This is a genomic window from Pseudomonas sp. 008, assembly GCF_016861935.1.
Classification (GTDB): domain Bacteria; phylum Pseudomonadota; class Gammaproteobacteria; order Pseudomonadales; family Pseudomonadaceae; genus Aquipseudomonas.
Genome location: NZ_BOMA01000009.1, coordinates 58,751 through 78,119, shown reverse-complemented (window position 1 = coordinate 78,119; position 19,369 = coordinate 58,751). Strand labels below are relative to the sequence as shown.

At 62.2% G+C, this 19,369-nt stretch carries 20 protein-coding genes; 9 read left to right on the top strand and 11 right to left on the bottom strand.

What is annotated here, in order from left to right:
* The 8 genes from JUI81_RS19115 to nrdR form a co-directional block, all read right to left on the bottom strand.
* Positions 1 to 504, bottom strand: a complete 504-nt coding sequence (locus tag JUI81_RS19115; RefSeq protein ID WP_019581378.1) for a phosphatidylglycerophosphatase A — start codon at positions 502 to 504, stop codon at positions 1 to 3.
* Complete coding sequence (gene thiL, locus JUI81_RS19110; protein WP_204124823.1) at positions 501 to 1,466, bottom strand: thiamine-phosphate kinase; 966 nt, start codon at positions 1,464 to 1,466, stop codon at positions 501 to 503. The genes JUI81_RS19115 and thiL overlap by 4 nt, the downstream gene beginning before the upstream one ends.
* A 23-nt stretch (positions 1,467 to 1,489) precedes the next feature.
* Positions 1,490 to 1,990, bottom strand: a complete 501-nt coding sequence (gene nusB, locus JUI81_RS19105; RefSeq protein WP_007933632.1) for a transcription antitermination factor NusB — start codon at positions 1,988 to 1,990, stop codon at positions 1,490 to 1,492.
* Positions 1,987 to 2,463, bottom strand: a complete 477-nt coding sequence (ribE, locus tag JUI81_RS19100) for a 6,7-dimethyl-8-ribityllumazine synthase (RefSeq protein WP_003228649.1) — start codon at positions 2,461 to 2,463, stop codon at positions 1,987 to 1,989. The genes nusB and ribE overlap by 4 nt, the downstream gene beginning before the upstream one ends.
* Before the next feature lie 91 nt (positions 2,464 to 2,554).
* Positions 2,555 to 3,646 (bottom strand): bifunctional 3,4-dihydroxy-2-butanone-4-phosphate synthase/GTP cyclohydrolase II, encoded by a 1,092-nt coding sequence (gene ribBA, locus JUI81_RS19095; protein WP_019581380.1) that lies wholly within the window; start codon positions 3,644 to 3,646, stop codon positions 2,555 to 2,557.
* 16 nt (positions 3,647 to 3,662) lie between these two features.
* Positions 3,663 to 4,340, bottom strand: a complete 678-nt coding sequence (locus JUI81_RS19090) for a riboflavin synthase (RefSeq protein WP_064620656.1) — start codon at positions 4,338 to 4,340, stop codon at positions 3,663 to 3,665.
* A 44-nt stretch (positions 4,341 to 4,384) separates the two neighbouring features.
* Positions 4,385 to 5,518: a bifunctional diaminohydroxyphosphoribosylaminopyrimidine deaminase/5-amino-6-(5-phosphoribosylamino)uracil reductase RibD gene (gene ribD, locus JUI81_RS19085; RefSeq protein WP_018925688.1), complete on the bottom strand. Its 1,134-nt coding sequence runs from the start codon at positions 5,516 to 5,518 to the stop codon at positions 4,385 to 4,387.
* Entirely contained in the window at positions 5,515 to 5,979 is a 465-nt protein-coding gene (gene nrdR, locus JUI81_RS19080; RefSeq protein ID WP_007906838.1) for a transcriptional regulator NrdR, read from the bottom strand. The genes ribD and nrdR overlap by 4 nt, the downstream gene beginning before the upstream one ends.
* A gap of 116 nt (positions 5,980 to 6,095) precedes the next feature.
* On the opposite strand from nrdR, the gene JUI81_RS19075 reads away from it, so the two are divergent.
* From JUI81_RS19075 to trxA, 3 genes are all read left to right on the top strand, one after another.
* Positions 6,096 to 6,560: a YbaY family lipoprotein gene (locus JUI81_RS19075; RefSeq protein ID WP_018925687.1), complete on the top strand. Its 465-nt coding sequence runs from the start codon at positions 6,096 to 6,098 to the stop codon at positions 6,558 to 6,560.
* Positions 6,557 to 7,213, top strand: a complete 657-nt coding sequence (locus JUI81_RS19070; RefSeq protein ID WP_204124822.1) for a methyltransferase — start codon at positions 6,557 to 6,559, stop codon at positions 7,211 to 7,213. The genes JUI81_RS19075 and JUI81_RS19070 overlap by 4 nt, the downstream gene beginning before the upstream one ends.
* A 75-nt stretch (positions 7,214 to 7,288) precedes the next feature.
* Positions 7,289 to 8,161, top strand: coding sequence for a thioredoxin (trxA, locus tag JUI81_RS19065; protein ID WP_019581385.1), 873 nt, complete (start codon positions 7,289 to 7,291; stop codon positions 8,159 to 8,161).
* A gap of 15 nt (positions 8,162 to 8,176) precedes the next feature.
* On the opposite strand, the gene JUI81_RS19060 is transcribed toward trxA, so the two are convergent.
* The gene (locus JUI81_RS19060) at positions 8,177 to 8,518 is read right to left on the bottom strand and encodes a hypothetical protein (protein WP_019581386.1); all 342 of its coding nucleotides are present in this window, start codon (positions 8,516 to 8,518) and stop codon (positions 8,177 to 8,179) included.
* Between the two features lie 135 nt (positions 8,519 to 8,653).
* Between JUI81_RS19060 and JUI81_RS19055 the strand changes: the two genes are divergently transcribed.
* The 5 genes from JUI81_RS19055 to JUI81_RS19035 all read left to right on the top strand — a co-directional run bounded on the left by JUI81_RS19055 (position 8,654) and on the right by JUI81_RS19035 (position 12,659).
* Entirely contained in the window at positions 8,654 to 9,241 is a 588-nt protein-coding gene (locus JUI81_RS19055; protein ID WP_028938818.1) for a DUF2796 domain-containing protein, read from the top strand.
* Between the two features lie 47 nt (positions 9,242 to 9,288).
* The gene (locus JUI81_RS19050) at positions 9,289 to 9,999 is read left to right on the top strand and encodes an ABC transporter ATP-binding protein (RefSeq protein WP_019650853.1); all 711 of its coding nucleotides are present in this window, start codon (positions 9,289 to 9,291) and stop codon (positions 9,997 to 9,999) included.
* 1 nt (position 10,000) lies between these two features.
* The gene (locus JUI81_RS19045) at positions 10,001 to 11,266 is read left to right on the top strand and encodes an ABC transporter permease (protein WP_028938817.1); all 1,266 of its coding nucleotides are present in this window, start codon (positions 10,001 to 10,003) and stop codon (positions 11,264 to 11,266) included.
* Positions 11,267 to 11,277: 11 nt separating this feature from the next.
* Positions 11,278 to 11,796 (top strand): DUF3299 domain-containing protein, encoded by a 519-nt coding sequence (locus JUI81_RS19040; protein WP_018925681.1) that lies wholly within the window; start codon positions 11,278 to 11,280, stop codon positions 11,794 to 11,796.
* A 164-nt stretch (positions 11,797 to 11,960) separates the two neighbouring features.
* Positions 11,961 to 12,659 carry an OmpW family protein gene (locus JUI81_RS19035; RefSeq protein WP_204124821.1) on the top strand — a complete coding sequence of 233 codons (699 nt, stop codon included), beginning with the start codon at positions 11,961 to 11,963 and terminating at the stop codon, positions 12,657 to 12,659.
* Between the two features lie 200 nt (positions 12,660 to 12,859).
* On the opposite strand, the gene JUI81_RS19030 is transcribed toward JUI81_RS19035, so the two are convergent.
* Entirely contained in the window at positions 12,860 to 13,789 is a 930-nt protein-coding gene (locus tag JUI81_RS19030; RefSeq protein ID WP_096479476.1) for an NAD-dependent epimerase/dehydratase family protein, read from the bottom strand.
* The gene (locus JUI81_RS19025) at positions 13,782 to 14,666 is read right to left on the bottom strand and encodes a sugar nucleotide-binding protein (protein WP_138866371.1); all 885 of its coding nucleotides are present in this window, start codon (positions 14,664 to 14,666) and stop codon (positions 13,782 to 13,784) included. The genes JUI81_RS19030 and JUI81_RS19025 overlap by 8 nt, the downstream gene beginning before the upstream one ends.
* Positions 14,667 to 14,891: 225 nt before the next feature.
* Here JUI81_RS19025 and JUI81_RS19020 point away from each other — a divergent pair, with 225 nt between their 5' ends.
* Positions 14,892 to 19,223, top strand: coding sequence for a DEAD/DEAH box helicase (locus JUI81_RS19020; RefSeq protein WP_204124820.1), 4,332 nt, complete (start codon positions 14,892 to 14,894; stop codon positions 19,221 to 19,223).
* Positions 19,224 to 19,369 lie beyond the last annotated feature (146 nt).

Here is a 19,369-nt window from a genome sequence, read left to right as displayed (position 1 = left end):
TCAGGCGAAGAACCACACCAGCCCCTGCATCGCCAACCACGCAAACACCCCGGCCAGCACGTCGTCGAGCATGATGCCGACGCCACCGTGCACATGCCGGTCGATCCAGCGAATCGGCCACGGCTTGAGGATGTCGAAGAAGCGGAACATCAGGAACCCCGCCAGCAACCAATACCAACCTTCCGGCACCAGCCACAGGGTGATCCACATCCCGACCATTTCGTCCCAGACGATGCCTTCGTGGTCATGCACGCGCAAATCGTCGGCAACCTTGCCGCACAGCCAGAAGCCGAACAACATGGTGATGCCGAGCATCAGCCAGTAGCCCCAGTCAGGCAGCATCTGCCACAACGGAATAAAGGGCAGCGCCACCAACGAACCCCAGGTGCCCGGCGCTTTTGGCAGGGTGCCCGAGCCGAAGCCGAACGCCAGGAAATGCCATGGATTGCGCCAGACCGACGGCGGTACGAACTCCGACGGAACCTGTTTGGGATGATCTGTCACGGTGTCTCCCGAAAATGTTGGTAACCCCGGATTGGCGGGGTGATGTCGTGTCCGTCGGCGTCCAGCAGAATCACGCCCTGCCCTGCAACCACCTGCCCGAGCACATGGATCGGCCAGCCGTCCGCCAGTAACGATGGCAACTCGGCAGGCGGCAAGGTGAAGGCCAGCACGTAATCATCACCGCCGCTCAAGGCGGCTTGCTCAGCGCCGGATTGACCGAGGAAAGCCAGCAGCGCCTTCGACAACGGCAGCCTGCTGCGCTCTACCCGAATCCCGACTTTCGACGCCAGGGCAATATGCCCGCAGTCGGCGAGCAGGCCGTCGGAGATGTCCAGCGCAGCGGTGGCCTTGCCACGCAAGGCCTGGCCCAACGCCAGTTGCGGTTGCGGCGACCAGTAGTGGGCCAGCAATGGATCGGCGATGGCCGCTTCGGCAGTCCGCTGGCCGAGCACCAGCGGCAATGCGCCCGCGCCGTTACCGAGATCACCGCCCACACAGAGCAAATCACCCGGCTGTGCGCCGCTGCGGGTCAGCGGCAGACCGGTCGGCACCCGGCCGAACACGGTCATGGTCAGGCTCAACGGCCCGCGAGTGGTATCGCCGCCCACCAGTGCCACACGGCAATTCTGCGCCATGAGGTTCAAACCACGGGCGAACGCTTCCAGCCAATCGGAAGTCCCGGTCGGCAAGGTCAAGGCAAGGGTAAAGGCAACGGGGGTGGCGCCCATGGCGGCCAGGTCGCTGACGGCCACGGCCAGCGAGCGCTGGCCGAGCAGAAACGGATCGCAGGGGTCGGCGAAATGCACACCGGCCACCAGCGTATCGGTAGAAATCGCCAACTGCTCCCCGGGAGGAATAGCCAGCAAGGCGCAGTCGTCGCCGATCCCGAGGGCAACGCCTTCACCGCCCTGCGCGCAAGGCGCGGCGGCGAAGAAGTTGCGGATCAGCTCAAACTCACCCATGGCAATGGCAATTCAAGCGCCGATCAGCGCTTGAACGCCTTCACTTCGGCTTCACGCAGACGCGGGGCCAGCTTGTCGAGCACACCGTTGACGAACTTGTGGCCGTCGGTGGAACCGAAGACCTTGGCCAGTTCGATACCTTCGTTGATCACCACGCGGTATGGCACGTCGACACGCTTGAGCAGTTCCCATGTGGACAGGCGCAGAACCGCCAGTTCAACCGGGTCCAGCTCTTCGATGGTCAAGTCCAGGCAAGGCTTGAGCGCGGTGTCGATCTCGGTCTTGAACTGCGGAACCCCGTGCAGGATTTCGCGGAAGTACGCGCCATCGACATCGGTAAAATCGTTATCGACCCGGAACTGCGCTTCGATCTCGTTCAGCGACTGCTTGGCCATATGCCATTGGTACAGTGCCTGGGTCGCGAGCTGACGGGCTTCGCGACGCTTGGCGCTTTTCGATGGCTTGCCGGCATCCGCAGGCTTTGGATCGCGCGGGTTGAAACGATCGCTATCGTCGCTAATCACTTGGCCTCCAACTGCGCCAGCAGGCTGACCATTTCCAGAGCGGACAGGGCAGCTTCAGCACCTTTGTTACCGGCCTTGGTGCCGGAACGTTCGATGGCTTGTTCGATGGAATCAACGGTCAGTACGCCGAAAGCGACCGGTACGCCGAACTCCATGGACACCTGGGCCAGGCCCTTGGTGCACTCGCCAGCCACGTATTCGAAGTGCGGAGTACCGCCACGAATGACCGCGCCCAGGGCGATGATTGCCGCGAACTCGCCCTTCTGAGCGACTTTCTGCGCAACCAGCGGGATTTCGAAGGCGCCAGGCGCACGGATGATGGTGATGTCGCTTTCGCTCACGCCATGGCGAACCAGGGCATCAACTGCACCGCTGACCAGGCTTTCAACCACGAAGCTGTTGAAACGGCCCACTACCAGAGCGTAGCGGCCTTTAGGGGCGATGAAGGTACCTTCGATGGTCTTCAGGGTCATTCGTTAGATCTCTTAAAGAGCCGGGACGCGTTTTCTACGCATCCCTCAGTGATGTGTTAGCCGCGAATCAAGGACTGGAAACAACCGGTCATTATTCGGAGGGCACGTATTCTACAACTTCCAGATCGAAACCGGATATCGCATTAAATTTCATCGGCGCAGACATCAGGCGCATTTTACGCACGCCCAGGTCCCGAAGGATCTGCGAACCGGCACCCACAGTGCTGTAGGTGGTCGGCTTTTTCACCGCCAGGTGGTCGGCGGTTTCGCGGATGTGCGCCAGCAACACGTCGCCATCGAGCGGGTGACCGAGCAACAGCACCACACCGCTGCCAGCCTCGGCAACCGCGGCCATGGCGGCGCGCAGGCTCCAGCGGCCCGGTTGCTTGACCATCAGCAGGTCACGCAGCGGGTCCATGTTGTGCACCCGAACCAGGGTCGGTTCTTCGGCGCACACGTTGCCCAGGGTCAGGGCCATGTGCACGTCGCCTTCCACCGAATCACGATAGGTCACCAGGTTGAACTGGCCCAGTTCGCTGTCCAGCGGCTGCTCGGCAATCCGCTGAACGGTACGTTCGTGGATCATCCGGTAGTGGATCAGGTCGGCAATGGTGCCGATCTTGATGTTGTGCTCGGCGGCAAACGCTTCGAGTTCGGCGCGACGGGACATGGTGCCGTCGTCGTTCATCACTTCGCAGATCACACCGCTCGGTTCAAAACCGGCCATGCGTGCCAGGTCGCAGGCCGCTTCGGTATGGCCGGCGCGGGCCAGGGTGCCGCCGGCCTGGGCCATCAGCGGGAAGATGTGGCCGGGGCTGACGATGTCTTCAGCCTTGGCGTCTTTGGCGGCAGCGGCTTGTACGGTACGCGCACGGTCAGCCGCGGAGATACCGGTGGTCACGCCTTCGGCGGCTTCGATGGACACGGTGAACTTGGTGCCGAAGCCGGAACCGTTGCGTGGCGCCATCAATGGCAGCTTGAGCAGTTCGCAGCGCTCGCGGCTCATCGGCATGCAGATCAGGCCACGGGCGTGCTTGGCCATGAAGTTGATGTGCTCAGCCTTGCAGCACTCGGCGGCCATGATCAGGTCGCCTTCGTTCTCGCGGTCTTCGTCATCCATGAGGATGACCATCTTGCCTTGGCGGATGTCTTCAACCAGTTCTTCGATGCTATTGAGCGCCACAAGGCACCCCCTTGAGTCAGGATTTGAGGTAGCCGTTTTGGGCCAGAAAGCTTTCAGTAATAGTGCCGCCAGACTTTTGTGAAGAGCCCGGTTCAGCAGCTTTGTCGCCCAGCAACAGGCGTTCCAGATAACGTGCCAGCAAGTCCACTTCCAGGTTCACCCGGCGACCTGGCTTGTAAGAAGCCATGATGGTTTCGCTCAGGGTGTGCGGAATGATCGTCAGCAGGAATTCGGCACCATCGACCGCGTTCACCGTCAGGCTGGTGCCGTCGACGGTGATCGAACCTTTATGGGCGATGTACTTGGCCAGTTCTTTCGGCGCACGAATGCGAAATTCCACGGCGCGGGCATTATCGGTGCGCGAGACCACTTCGCCGACACCATCGACATGACCGCTGACCAAGTGCCCACCGAGGCGGGTGGTCGGGGTCAGGGCTTTTTCCAGATTCACTGGGCTGCCGCTCTTGAGGTCATTCATGGCGGTGCAGTCGAGGGTTTCGCGACTGACGTCCGCCGCAAAGCCATTGCCCGGCAGTTCAACCGCCGTCAGGCACACGCCGTTGACGGCAATGCTGTCGCCCAGTTTGACGTCGCTCAGGTCGAGCTTGCCGGTTTCTACGTAAACCCGCACATCTCCGCCTTTTGGGGTCAATGCACGAATACTGCCGATGGATTCGATGATGCCGGTAAACATGGAGTCCTCCTCGAGAACAGGGCCTTCTGGGCTGCAGCCGGGAATTATACGCTGACCGTTGGGACAGGTATGGCAATGACTCGCCAGTCATCGCCAACCGCGCGGATTTCGGTAATTTTGAGCTCGGGCGCATCTTTCATCTGCGCCAGCGGCCAGTCCAGTAACGGGCGCGCCGTGGAGCCGAGAAACTTGCCGGCAATGAAAATCTGGAACTCGTCCACCAACCCTTGCTGAGCAAACGCCCCGGCCAGACGCGGACCGGCTTCGACCAGTACCTCGTTGACGTCACGGGCAGCCAGTTCAACCAGCAACTTGCGCAGGTCGACCTGGCCATCGTCGCCCGCCACGATCAGGCATTCCGGACCGTTGGCGTATTGCTCTTCGATCGCCATGCACGTCGCGACCAATGCCGGGCCGGCCTTGAAGAACGGCGCGTCCAACGGCACCCGCAGGCGACCGTCGATCAGCACGCGCAGTGGCGGACGGCTCATGGCCAAGGCGGTTTGTTCGGGATCGAGGCCCAATTCATCGGCACGCACGGTCAAGCGGGCATTGTCCGCCAGCACCGTGTCGGCGCCGGTCAGCACCACGCTGGCCTGCGCGCGCAGCCGTTGTACCGCCGAGCGCGCCGCCGGGCCGGTAATCCATTGGCTCTCGCCGCTTTCCATCGCTGTGCGACCGTCGAGGCTCATGGCCAACTTGACCCGCACGAACGGCAAGCCGTGTTCCATGCGCTTGAGGAAGCCTTCATTGAGCTTGCGCGCCTCACCTTCCAGCACGCCGCTTTCGGTGGCGATTCCCGCCTGGGCCAGACGTTGCAGACCGCGACCGGCAACTTCCGGGTTCGGGTCCTGCATCGCCGCAACGACGCGCGCCACACCGGCATTCACCAGCGCATCGGCGCAGGGCGGCGTGCGGCCGTGGTGACTGCACGGCTCCAGGGTCACATAAGCCGTGGCGCCTCGCGCCTTGTCACCGGCGGCACGCAAGGCATGGACTTCGGCATGGGGCTCGCCGGCGCGCACATGCCAGCCTTCGCCGACAATCTGCCCGTCGCGCACCACCACGCAGCCAACCCGCGGGTTGGGGTGCGTCGTGTAATGACCTTTGCGCGCCAGTTCCAGGGCACGGGCCATGTAATGGGCGTCGAGGATGGCTTGTTCCGGGGAGGTGGTCATTCTTTCACCGGTTCACGGGCGAGGCGATCTATCTCTTCGCGGAACTCGTTGAGGTCCTGGAAGCGTCGATACACCGAAGCGAAGCGGATATAGGCGACCTCATCAAGCTTTTTCAGCTCGGCCATCACCAGTTCGCCGACCACGAGGGATTTGACCTCGCGTTCGCCGGTGGCGCGCAGCTTGTGTTTGATGTGCACCAGCGACGATTCCAGGCGCTCGACACTCACCGGGCGCTTCTCCAGCGCTCGCTGCATGCCGGCACGAAGCTTTTCTTCGTCGAACGGCTGGCGACTGCCGTCGGTTTTGATCAGGCGCGGCAACACCAGTTCAGCGGTTTCGAACGTCGTGAAGCGTTCGCCGCAGGCCAGGCATTCACGCCGGCGGCGCACCTGTTCGCCCTCGGCGACCAGACGCGAGTCGATGACCTTGGTGTCGTTGGCACCGCAGAAGGGACAGTGCATGGTGGCAGGCAACAAAAAATGGGAGGGCCATGGTAGCGCATCCCCGTGGCAAGACAAGCCATAGGGTTTGCGGTATACAGACGGGCTATAATGTTTTCACCTTGCTGGAGCCGCCAATGTCGTTACGACCGCTCGTTTTGCTCAGTCTTTTCAGCCTGCTGGTGGCCTGTGGCAGCGATGCACCCAAGCCCCAGCCACCAACACCAGGCCCAGCGCCGCAACAGGCGCAGAAGAAAGCCAAGGCGTCTGCCGAGCTCGGCCCGCTGCCGGCTTACCAACGTGAAATCAGTGGCACCCTGATGGGCGTGCCGGCCGACGCTGAAGTCGAACTGGCGCTGCTGGTGATCGACGAAAAGGATCGCCCGCAACAATTGCTCGCCAGTGCCAACCTGATCGGCACCAATCAGGTGTTGCCGTTTCGCCTGCGTTTCAACCCTGAATCCTTCCCGGTTGGCGCTCGCGTTGAACTGCGCGGCCGCGCCAGCCAGTCCGGGCAGTTGATTCTGCATCTGCCGGCGCAACTCATCACCCAGCCGACAACCCAGGCCCTGGGTCAGTTGCAATTCGTCAAAGCGCCATGATTGCACCGCTCGACCTGCAACAGGCGTTGGGTGAACTGCTCGGTGACGCACAGCTTGTAGCCTGTGAGTTACCGGGCACCGAGCTGAAACTCTGGCTGATCGACGGCGACAACATGGACCGCGCCTTCAGCCCCGAAGAAACCCGACGAATTCTCCACGAGCCGCCGTACTGGAGTTTCTGCTGGGCCAGTGGGTTGGCCGTGGCCCGCTATCTCGCCAAACACCCGCACTGGGTCGAAGGCAAACGGGTGCTGGATTTCGGTGCCGGTTCCGGCGTGGCTGCGATTGCGGCTGTGAAGGCCGGGGCGCTGGAAGTGGTGGCCTGTGACCTGGACCCGCTGGCGATTGCCGCGTGTCGGGCGAATGCCGAACTCAATGATGTGCAGCTGCGCTACTCGACGGATTTTTTCGCCGAAGCGGATCGATTTGATCTGATTCTGGTGGCCGACGTGTTGTACGACCGGGAAAATCTGCCGCTACTCGACGAGTTTCTCAGCCGTGGCCGGGAAGCATTGGTAGCGGATTCACGGGTGCGGGATTTTCGCCATCCGCTGTATCAGCGCATCGAGATGCTGCAGGCGATGACCTTGCCGGACCTGGCCGAACCCGAAGAGTTTCGGCATGTGAGCCTTTACCACGCCACCCGGACATGATCACGATCACCCCGCTTTCAGCCGCCCCCCACCAAGCCTTATAGTGGCCTCATCCACGCTTTTACGAGATCCCCCATGAGTCAGGAAACGCCGTACATCTTCGACGCCACGACTGCCGATTTCGACCAGTCGGTGATCGAGAACTCTTTCCACAAACCGGTACTGGTGGATTTCTGGGCCGAATGGTGTGCGCCGTGCAAGGCCTTGATGCCGATGCTGCAAACCATCGCCGAGAGCTATCAGGGTGAGTTGCTGCTGGCCAAGGTCAACTGCGACATCGAGCAGGACATTGTTGCGCGTTTCGGCATTCGCAGCCTGCCGACCGTGGTGCTGTTCAAGGATGGTCAGCCGGTGGACGGTTTTGCCGGTGCGCAACCGGAATCCGCTGTGCGCACGATGCTCGAACCTCATGTGCAAATGCCGCCTCCAGCCGTCGCCGATCCGTTCGAACAGGCTCAGGCGCTGTTCGATGACGGTCGTTTCGCCGACGCCGAAGCCACGCTCAAAGTCTTGCTGACTGAAGACAACACCAATGCCAAAGCACTGATCCTCTACGCCCGCTGCCTCACCGAGCGCGGCGAACTGAGTGAAGCGCAAACCGTACTCGACGCGGTCAAGACCGATGAGCACAAGGCCGCGCTGGCCGGCGCCAAGGCGCAGATCCAGTTTCTCGGCCAGGCCAGGGATTTGCCGGATGCGGCAGACCTGAAAGCACGCCTGGCGAAAAACCCGCAGGACGATGAGGCGGTCTATCAATTGGCGATCCAGCAACTGGCCCGTCAGCAATACGACGCGGCGCTGGATGCCTTGCTGAAACTGTTCATCCGCAATCGCAGCTACAGCGAAGGCTTGCCACACAAGACCTTGCTGCAAGTGTTCGAACTGCTGGGCAACGATCACCCGTTGGTGACCACGTACCGTCGCAAGCTGTTTGCCGCGCTCTATTAAGCTCTTTTTTGCGGCTTACTCGATCCAGCTGTAGAGCGGCGTATCCCCGCCGCTCACTACTTTGACCTCTGCGCAGTGGCGCAAACGCACCAATAAGCGCTTGCCTGCCGCTGCACTGCCGGTCAGCCCTTCCAGTTGTTCCAGCAAATCCGGCCCGCTCAATTGCCCGGCCTTGCGCAGCAGTTCTTTAGCGATCTGCCACAGCGCCTCGTCCTGATTCACCGGTTTGGCCGGTGTCACACTCGCCTCGGGTTTGGCAGCCTGCAACTGCGCACCGAGCTGCGCCCAGTCGCCCTCATCCAGTTCCAGGGTCAAATCCACCGGCCAGTCGCCGATGCTTCCGCGTATTCGCAACATAAGTCTGCTCCAGCACATACCTGACTCGCATGCTCCCATGGGTCTTGCGCAACGCCAAGCAGACGGTCAAACTCTCGGCACTTTCGTTATAAGATTACATAACAAATTTTTCATTTTACTTTTCGGAGACCCGCCATGCGCCGTCTGCTGCTCGCTTTGCCGTTTGCCTTGTTACCGCTGGCTGTCGCCCACGCGGCTGTCGAGCAAGATCACGACCATGAGCACGGCAGCCTCGGCGCCCACGAACATGGCGTCGGTCGTTTGAATGCTGCGCTGGACGGCCAGACCCTGGAGCTGGAACTGGAAAGCCCGGCAATGAACCTGGTGGGTTTCGAGCACGCCGCCACCACCGACGCCGACAAGGCCAAAGTCGCCGCGGTCCGTGCCCAACTGGAAAAACCGCTGACGCTGTTCAACCTGCCGAAAGTAGCCGGTTGCGTGGTCGCGACCCAGGAACTGGAAAGCCCGTTGTTCGGTGACAAACCGGATGCCGACGATGAGCATGAAGAAGCCAAGGACGGTCACGAGCATCAACATGACCACAGCGAAATCCACGCCCGTTACCAATTCAGCTGCTCGGCCCCGGGCGCGCTGAAGACCCTGGACCTGGCGACTGTCTTCAACACGTTCCCGGCTACCCAGAAGATTCAGGTACAACTGATCAGCCCGAGCGGACAGCAAGGGGTTGAGGTGACGGCCAAGGCGGCTGCCCTGAAATTCTGATCCGACACCGCTCCCACAGGGTTCACCACCAACCTGACCGGTTTCACATGACCCAAGCACTCATCGAATTGTCCGACCTGGGCTTCAGCTGGCCCGGTCACCCGCCGCTGCTGGACATCCCGGCGTTTCGCCTGGAGCCAGGTGAAACCCTGTTCCTCAAAGGCCCCAGCGGCAGCGGCAAGACCACTCTGCTCGGCCTGCTTGGCGGTGTGCAAAAGCCTGATCGCGGCAGCATCCGGCTGCTCGGCCAGGAATTGACCGAACTGTCTGCCGGGGCTCGCGACCACTTCCGGGTCGATCACACCGGCTACATCTTCCAGCAATTCAACTTGCTGCCGTTTCTGTCGGTGCGGGAGAACGTCGAACTGCCCTGTCACTTCTCGAAACTGCGCGCCGAGCGGGCGAAACAGCGCCACGGCAGTGTCGATCAGGCCGCCGCCACCCTGCTCGCCCATCTGGGCCTGAAGGACGAAAACATTCTGGGCCGCCGCGCCGATTCGCTGTCCATCGGCCAGCAGCAACGGGTCGCTGCCGCGCGTGCGTTGATCGGTCAGCCGGAACTGGTGATCGCCGACGAACCGACCTCGGCACTGGACTACGACGCTCGCGAAAACTTCATTCGCCTGTTGTTCGCCGAATGCCGCGAAGCCGGCTCGAGCCTGTTGTTCGTCAGCCACGATCAGAGCCTCGCGCCGCTGTTCGATCGCCACCTGTCGCTGGCCGATCTCAATCGCGCCGCCACCCCGTCCGAGGTTTGAGATGTATTTGTTTCGTCTAGCCATGGCCAGCCTCGCTAACCGTCGCTTCACCGCGATCCTCACCGCGTTCGCCATCGCCCTGTCGGTCTGTCTGTTGCTGGCGGTAGAACGAGTGCGCACCGAAGCCAAGGCCAGTTTCGCCAGCACCATCAGCGGCACCGACCTGATCGTCGGCGCGCGTTCCGGCTCGGTGAACCTGCTGCTGTATTCGGTATTCCGTATCGGCAACGCCACCAACAACATCCGCTGGGACAGCTTCGAGCAGTTCGCCAACAACCCGAAAGTGAAGTGGGCGATCCCGATGTCCCTCGGCGATTCCCATCGTGGTTATCGGGTGATGGGCACCACTGAGGCTTACTTCGAGCATTACCAGTACGGCCATCAACAGCATCTGGAACTGGCCGACGGCCGTGCCTTCGCCAGCGATCCGTTCGAAGTGGTGCTCGGTGCCGAAGTGGCCGATGCGCTGCACTACAAACTCGGCGACAAACTGGTGCTGGCCCATGGCGTGGCGGCGATCAGCCTGGTCAAGCACGACGACAAGCCGTTCACCGTGGTCGGCATCCTCAAACGCACCGGCACCCCGGTGGACCGCACGCTGCACATCAGCCTCGGCGGCATGGAAGCGATCCACATCGACTGGCACAACGGTGTACCGGCGCGGGGTAACGGTCGGGTCAGTGCCGATCAGGCGCGCAACATGGACCTGACGCCGCAAGCGATCACCGCGTTCATGCTCGGCCTTAACAACAAGATTTCGACCTTCGCGCTGCAACGTGAAATCAACGAATTCCGTGGCGAACCGATGCTGGCGATCCTGCCGGGTGTGGCGTTGCAGGAGCTGTGGAGTTTGATGAGCACGGCGGAAAAAGCCTTGTTCGTCGTCTCGCTGTTCGTGGTGCTGACGGGGTTGATCGGCATGCTCACGGCGATTCTCACCAGCCTCAACGAGCGACGCCGGGAGATGGCGATTCTGCGTTCGGTGGGCGCGCGACCATGGCATATCGCGACTTTACTGGTGCTGGAAGCGTTTGCCCTGGCGCTGTCGGGGGTGATTGTCGGCGTGGCGTTGCTGTATGTGGGCATCGCCGTGGCGCAGGGTTACGTGCAGTCGAATTACGGTTTGTACCTGCCGCTGGCCTGGCCAAGCGAATATGAATGGACGCTGCTCGGTGGCATCCTGATCGCCGCGCTGCTGATGGGCAGCGTGCCGGCCTGGCGCGCTTATCGCCAATCCTTGGCCGATGGCCTGTCGATCCGCCTGTGAGGACGTTGAACATGCCCCGCGCTCTGCTTGCGCTGTTGATGCTGGTTGCTCTGCCGCTGTGGGCGGCCGAGCCGAAAGACCTGACCTGGTCGGAAATGATCCCGCCGGATGCCCCGCCGGAAGTGCCGAACATGACGCCGCTGCACGACCTGTCGAAGATGAGCGACGCGTTGTCCGCGGAGTCGGCCCCGGCCGCCAAACAGGACATGCCGAACGCGCCGGTGGTGAAAAGTCTCGATGGCCAGAACATTCGCTTGCCGGGGTACATCGTACCGCTGGAGGTCAGTGAAGAAGGCCGCACCACGGAGTTTCTGCTGGTGCCGTATTTCGGCGCCTGCATCCATGTACCGCCTCCGCCGTCGAACCAGATCGTGCACGTCAAAAGCGAAGTCGGCGTGAAGCTCGATGAGCTGTACCAGCCGTACTGGGTCGAAGGTGCGTTGCAGGTCAAGGCGTCCACCAGCGAATTGGCGGATGCCGGGTATCAGATGGAGGCGCAGAAGATTTATGTGTATGAACTGCCGGAGTGAATCCGGTGGTTATTTGTCGCCTACAAGACTGCCATCGCGGGTTTGCCCGCGATGAGGCCCTCAAAATCAGCCCATCACTGTTTCATTGAGCTGAGTCAAAAGACCGTATCAGTTGGATCCCTACCATTGGACATCAAGCATTTTTAACGTCCTTTGGAGCCCCCATGCACAAGTCCCTGCTCAGCGCTTCACTGCTTGCCCTCGCGCTCGCAGCCCCGCTCGCCCATGCCCACACCGCCGGCGACATCATCGTTCGGGCCGGTGCGATCACCGTGAATCCGACGGCCGACAGCTCCAGCGTCAAGGTCGATCAAGGCCCGCTGAAGGGCGCCGATCTGGGTGGCAAGGCCACCATGAGCAGCGACACGCAACTGGGCCTGAACTTTGCGTACATGATCAGCAACAACCTGGCGATCGAGCTGCTCGCGGCTTCGCCGTTCGAGCATGAGGTGAAGCTCAAAGGCACCTCGCTCGGCGCCGCCAACGGCAAACTCGGCACCCTGAAACACCTGCCGCCGACCCTGAGCCTGGTCTACTACCCGCTGGACGCCAAGTCCGCATTCCAGCCGTATGTTGGCGGCGGTATCAACTACACCTGGATCTACGACGAGCACGTCGGCAGCGAAGCCAGCGCCAACGGCTTCAGCAACTTCAACGCGAAAAACTCCTGGGGCCTGGCCTGGGAAGTCGGGGCCGACTACATGCTCACCGATAAGGTGATGATCAACGCCCAAGTGCGCTACATCGACATCGACACCCGTGCCACCGTGGAAAACAACGCCGTGGCTCCGGGCACCCGCGCACGGGTGAACGTGGACGTCGATCCGTTCATCTACATGGTCGGTCTGGGTTACAAGTTCTAAAGAACTGTGGCGAGGGGGCTTGCCCCCGTTCGCCCGCGCAGCAGGCGCCATCCAACCGATGAGGACGTCAGGCGAAATGCAGTGGGGCTGCTTCGCAACCCAACGGGGGCAAGCCCCCTCACCACAAAGAACTGCACCGGTCATATTCGACACACAAAAAAGGCGCCTTCAAGGCGCCTTTTTCACAACTGTGTAAAACCTCAGCGCCCCAGCAAACGCGCCAGGCCAACGCTCATCGGCGTCTGCTCCGGGTAGGTGAACCGCTCCAGCAAACGCCGGTTATTCGCTCGTGAATGGCGGATGTCACCGGAACGCGCCGGGCCATAGCTCACGGGCGGCAGCTTGCCGACCACGGCTTCAAGGGCTTCAAGCATCTGCTTGAGAGTCGTCGCCTGATTCCAGCCGACATTCACCGCGCCGACCTCAACCTGCGGTTTCTCGATGGCTTGTACCAGCACGTCCACCAGGTCTTCGACGTAGACAAAATCCCGAGTCTGCTCGCCATCACCGAACACGGTGATCGGCAGGCCTTTCTGCGCGCGCTCGCTGAAAATGCTGATCACCCCGGAGTACGGCGAGGACGGATCCTGGCGCGGGCCGAAGATGTTGAAGAAGCGGAAAATCACCGGTTCCAGACCATGCTGGCGGCGATAGAAATCGAAGTAATGCTCGCTCGCCAACTTGTCCGACGCATACGGCGTCAACGGTGCCTTGGGCGTGTCTTCGTCGATCGACTCGCCTTCACCGTTGTTGCCATAGACCGCTGCGCTGGACGCGTACAACACGCGTTTGACACCGGCCTGACGCATGGCTTCGCAGACGTTCAGCGAGCCGATGAAGTTGCTCTGGTGAGTTTTCACCGGGTCATCCACCGAAGCCTGCACCGAAGCCACCGCGGCCAGATGCGCCACCGCGCTGCAACCGAGCATCGCCTGCGCCACCAGGGCGGCATCAGCGACATCGCCTTCGATCAGTTCGACGAGGGGATTGTCCATCGGCAGGTTGCTGCGCTTGCCGGTGGACAAGTCATCGAGAATTCGCACCGAATGCCCTTTGGCGAGCAAGGCATCGGTCAGGTGCGAACCGATGAAACCGGCGCCGCCGGTGATTAAAACAGGGCCGTCAGCCATGGCGATAAAACCTATCCAGTAAGCCCGGGAGTGCCGCGCGCCAGGCGCGGGGTTTGATCCCGAAAGTGTGCAGAATTTTCTTGCAGGCCAGCACCGCGTGTTGCGGTTCTTCGGCTGCGTCGGGACGTGCGGCGTGAGCCTGGGCGGTCGGCGATTCGATGGCCAGCGGGTGCAGCGCGCGTGCTTCGGTAAGGATTGCCTGCCCCAGTGCCAGCGGTGTGGTCGCCTCATGCCCGGCGTAGTGGTAGGTGCCCCACAGCGGCGCCGCACAATCGAGTTGCTTGAGCACCGAGATGATCACTCGGGCGGCGTCGTCCACCGGCGTCGGATTACCGCGACGATCATCCGCCAACAGCAGTTCTTCAGCTTTCTCGGCCCGGGCGAGGAATCGCCCGAGGGTGCCCTCGGGGCTGTCATCGAGCAACCAGCCGAAACGCAGCAACACATGCTGTGGACAAGTGGCGCGCACGCTTTGCTCAATGCGCCACAAAGCTTGACCGCGTAGACCCAACGGTACCGGTTCGTCTTTTTCGCTGTAGGCGGTCGCCCGGGAGCCATCGAACACGCGATAACTCGACGGTTGCACCAGCACGATGTTGTGATGCTGGCACAATTCGGCCAGACGCTCGATGGCGCGCTCCTGCCCGGCCAGACGCTGTTCGCTGACGGTCTCCGCCTGGAACCAGTCGAAATAGTAGGCGAGATTGATCAACGCATCCGGACGGGTATCGTCGAGCAGTTGCGTCAGGCTCGCGGCGTCCCAGCCGTCTTGTGGTGGGCGGGGGGCGAGGAAACCGATGTCTTCCTCCGCACCGAGGCGAATCAGCGCCTGCCCAAGGGCATTTCCGCCGCCCAGTAACATAAGGCGCATTCGCATAGAGTCAGCAGGCCCAGTCTGATTGGAACGATGGCTTTATCGACAGCGCCCGCAGGCGATGTCCTCAATAATTGCCGGAATCGTTGCATTTTGCGGGTTTAGTGCGCAACCGTCACCCGTAAAGTGTAGTTCCCGGGGATTTGTGGTGCAGCTACTGGCCTCAGGATCAACACAGAGCCTGAGCGGTACTTGCAACTTCCCGTCCCCACCCGCATAAATTGGCTCATGAACCTGCCCATCCCCGCAGACAGCGCTCTGAACGGTTTCCACCCCGCCGTCAGCGCCTGGTTCAGCAACACCTTCGCGACGGCTACCGCCGCCCAGGCCCGGGCGTGGCCGTTGATCCGCCAGCGCCGTTCAACGCTGATTGCCGCGCCCACCGGCTCCGGCAAAACCCTCACCGCGTTTCTGGCCGTGCTCGACGATCTGGTCCATCGTGGCCTGGAAAACCCGGATGGCCTGCCAGACGAAACCCTGGTGGTCTACGTTTCGCCGCTCAAGGCCCTGTCCAACGACATCCGGATCAACCTGCAAAACCCGCTGGCCGGCATCACCGAGCAGTTACGCCTGATGGGCCTGCCCGACGTGCCGATCAGCACCGCCGTGCGCACCGGCGATACGCCGCAAAAAGACCGCTCGGCCATGCGCAAAACCGCGCCGCACATTCTTGTAACCACCCCGGAATCCCTTTACGTACTGCTCGGCTCCGATTCCGGCCGGAAAATGCTCGGCACCACGCAAACGGTGATCGTCGACGAAATCCACGCCATCGCCGCCAGCAAACGCGGCAGTCACCTGGCCCTGAGCCTGGAGCGCCTGCAAGCGCTTTGCCCGCAACCGCTGGTGCGGATCGGCCTGTCCGCCACGCAAAAACCCATCGAAGCGGTGTCGCGTTTTTTGGTTGGTCGTGATCGCGACTGCGAAATCATCGACATCGGCCATGCCCGCCCACGGGATCTCGATATCGAAGTGCCGCCCGTGCCGTTGTCAGCGGTGATGGCCAACGACGTGTGGGAACTGGTCTATGACCGCCTCGCCGCCCTCGCCCGCGAACACCGGACCACGCTGATTTTCGTCAACACCCGGCGCCTGGCCGAACGCCTGAGCCGACACTTGAGCGAACGCCTCGGCAAAGACGCGGTGGCCGCCCACCATGGCAGCCTGGCCAAGGAATTTCGCCTGGACGCCGAGCAACGGCTCAAGCGCGGCGAGCTGCAAGTGCTGATCGCCACCGCCTCGCTGGAATTGGGGATTGATATCGGCGACGTCGACCTGGTGTGCCAGATCGCTTCGCCACGCTCGATTGCCGGTTTTCTGCAACGGGTCGGCCGCTCCGGGCACCAGGTCGGCGGCACGCCCAAGGGCCGATTGTTCGCCACCACCCGCGACGACCTGATCGAATGCGCCGCTTTGCTCGATTGCGTGCGCCGTGGCGAACTCGACACCTTGCTGATCCCCGAAGCGCCGCTGGACGTGCTGGCCCAGCAGATCATCGCCGAGGTCAGTTGCCAGGAATGGCACGAGCAGGCGTTGCTGGAGATGCTGCGTAAAGCCTCGCCTTACGCCAAGCTCGACGAAAAACATTATCAGGCGCTGCTGCACATGCTCGCCGAGGGCTACAACGGTCGCCAGGGCATACGTAGCGCGTACCTGCACCGGGACGCCGTAAGCCGAACCTTGCGCGGTCGTCGGGGCGCCAAGCTGACCGCCGTGACCAGCGGCGGGACGATTCCCGACAACGCCGACTACAGCGTGTTGCTGGAGCCTCAGGGGCTGAACATCGGCAGCGTCAACGAAGACTTCGCGGTGGAAAGCATCGCCGGGGATATCTTTCAGCTGGGCAATACCTCGTACCGAATCCTGCGGGTCGAAACCGGCAAGGTCCGGGTCGAAGATGCTCAGGGCCAGCCGCCGACCATTCCGTTCTGGCTCGGTGAAGCACCCGGTCGCAGCAATGAACTGTCGTTCGCCGTGGCCCGCCTTCAAGCGCAACTCGATGAACTGCTCGCCGCCACACCCGGCGATCTGCAACCAGCCCTCGACTGGCTGACCGACACTCTCGGCTTGAACCTCGCCAGCGCCGAGCAACTGGTCGACTATCTGGTCCGAGCCCGCCTGACCCTCGGCGCCTTGCCGTCGCAAGACACACTGGTGATGGAGCGTTTTTTCGACGAGTCAGGCGGTACGCAACTGATCATCCACTCACCGTTCGGCAGCCGCATCAACCGCGCCTGGGGCCTGGCCCTGCGCAAGCGTTTCTGCCGCACCTTCAACTTCGAATTGCAGGCCGCCGCCAGCGAGGACGCCATTGTGTTGTCGCTGTCCACCAGCCACAGCTTCGAGCTGGACGACGTCTGGCGCTACCTGCACAGCAACAGCGCCGAACATATCCTGACTCAAGCGGTGCTCGAGGCCCCGCTGTTCGGCGTGCGCTGGCGCTGGAATGCCGGGGTCGCCCTCGCGCTGCCGCGCTACAGCGGCGGCCGCAAAGTGCCGCCGCAGATCCAACGGATGAAAAGCGAAGACCTGATCGCCAGCGTGTTTCCCGATCAGATCGCCTGCGTGGAAAACCTCGCCGGCGAGCGCGAGATTCCCGACCATCCGCTGGTGGAACAAACCCTCGACGATTGCCTGCACGAGGCCATGGACAGCGAAGGCTGGCTGGCGTTGTTGCGGCGCATGGAACAGGGCGATATCCGCCTGATCAGCCGCGACCTGCCGGCGCCTTCGCCACTGGCGGCGGAAATCCTCAGTGCCCGCCCCTACACCTTCCTCGACGACGCGCCGCTGGAAGAACGCCGCACTCAGGCGGTGCTCAACCGCCGCTGGAGCGATCCGCAGTCCACCAACGACCTCGGTGCGCTGGACGCCGAGGCGATTGCCGCGGTGCGCGACGAAGCCTGGCCAATGCCAACCGGCCTCGATGAAATGCATGAGGCCTTGATGAGCCTGGCGTGCATCACCGACGCCGAGGCCCGGGCCAACCCCAATTGGCTCGAATGGCTGAATACCCTGGCCGACAGTGGCCGCGCCAGCCGTTTGCAGATCAACGCCAAGCAATCGCTGTGGCTGCCACTGGAGCGACTGACCTGCCTGCGGGCGATTTATCCACAGGCCACCTTGTTTCCGTCGTTGGAGGCGTTGCCCGGTTTCGATGAAACCTGGGAGCCGGACGAAGCGGTGCTGGAAGTGATCCGCGCGCGGCTCAGCGCGTTTGGTCCGTTGTCGCTGAAGGCGATTGCCGAACCGCTTGGTTTACCGGCACTTCAAGTCACTCAGGCCCTGGCCCAACTGGAACGTGAAGGTTACGTGCTGCGCGGGCAGTTCAGCCCGGACGCCCGCGAAGAGGAATGGTGCGAACGGCATCTGCTGGCGCGGATTCATCGCTACACGGTCAAACGGCTGCGCCGAGAAATCGAGCCGGTGGCGTTGCAGGATTTCATGCGCTTTCTGTTCGACTGGCAGCATCTTTCCAGCATGAGCCGAGGCCAGGGCAGCGCAGTGTTGCCGGCGATCATCAGCCAGTTCGAAGGCTACCCCGCCGCCGCTTCGGCATGGGACAGCGACATTCTGCCGGCGCGGCTCAAAGACTATTCGGCGAGCTGGCTGGATGAGTTATGCCGCAGCGGCAAACTGGTCTGGACGCGCCTGACCGCGCGCAACAAGAGCACCGGCACGGCATTGCGCAGCACGCCGATTCTGTTGCTGCCGCGTAGTCAGGTCGGGTTGTGGAGCAGCTTGACTGAGCAGACACCGGTCAACGAACTGTCGCCCAAAACACAAAAGGTCCATGCAGCACTCAGCCAGCACGGCGCTCTGTTTTTCGATGAGCTGATGCACGAGGCCCATCTGCTGCGCTCGGAACTGGAAATCGCCTTGCAGGAACTGGTCGGCGCCGGACTGGTCAACGCCGACAGTTTCGCCGGATTGCGGGCGCTGATCACCCCGGCCAGCAAACGCCAGAATCGCAGCAGTCGACGCGGGCGTGGAGCGTTTGTCGGCGGGATGGACGACGCCGGGCGTTGGGCGTTGCTGCGCCGCAGTGCGGTCGCGCCGGTTGTGGATAAGCCGGTTGTGGATAAACAACGCCCTACGTCCACACCCACAGAAGCCCTGGAACACATCGCCATGACCTTGCTGCGCCGATACGGCGTGGTGTTCTGGCGCTTGCTGGAGCGCGAGGCGGACTGGTTGCCGAGTTGGCGGGAATTGTTGCGCACGTTCCATCGGCTGGAGGCCCGGGGCGAGATTCGTGGCGGGCGGTTTGTCAGTGGTTTGGCCGGCGAACAGTTTGCCCTGCCCGAGGCGATCCCGTTGCTGCGCGAAGTCAGGCGGCGCCCCCATGACGGTAGTTTGATTGCGGTGTGCGGGGTGGATCCGCTGAACCTCGCCGGCACCTTGCTGCCGGGCGCGAAAGTGCCGGCGCTGGCGAGCAATCGGCTGGTGTATCGCGATGGCTTGCCGGCTGCCGCCGAGATCGCCGGCAAGCAGCAGTTCTGGCTGGAGCTGGATCAGCAGGCCAGTGCTCAGGTCCGTAGCAAACTGATCCAGCATTGATGTTGTCTGGCCCTGCCCGCGATGGGGCCATCCGCGCCAACACAAATCAGCCCTCGCGATATTTGACCTGCACGCAAATATCAAATGCCCATCCCTGTATTTTTCCGCACGCCCCAAACCCCGACACTGCGCTCCATCAATCAATC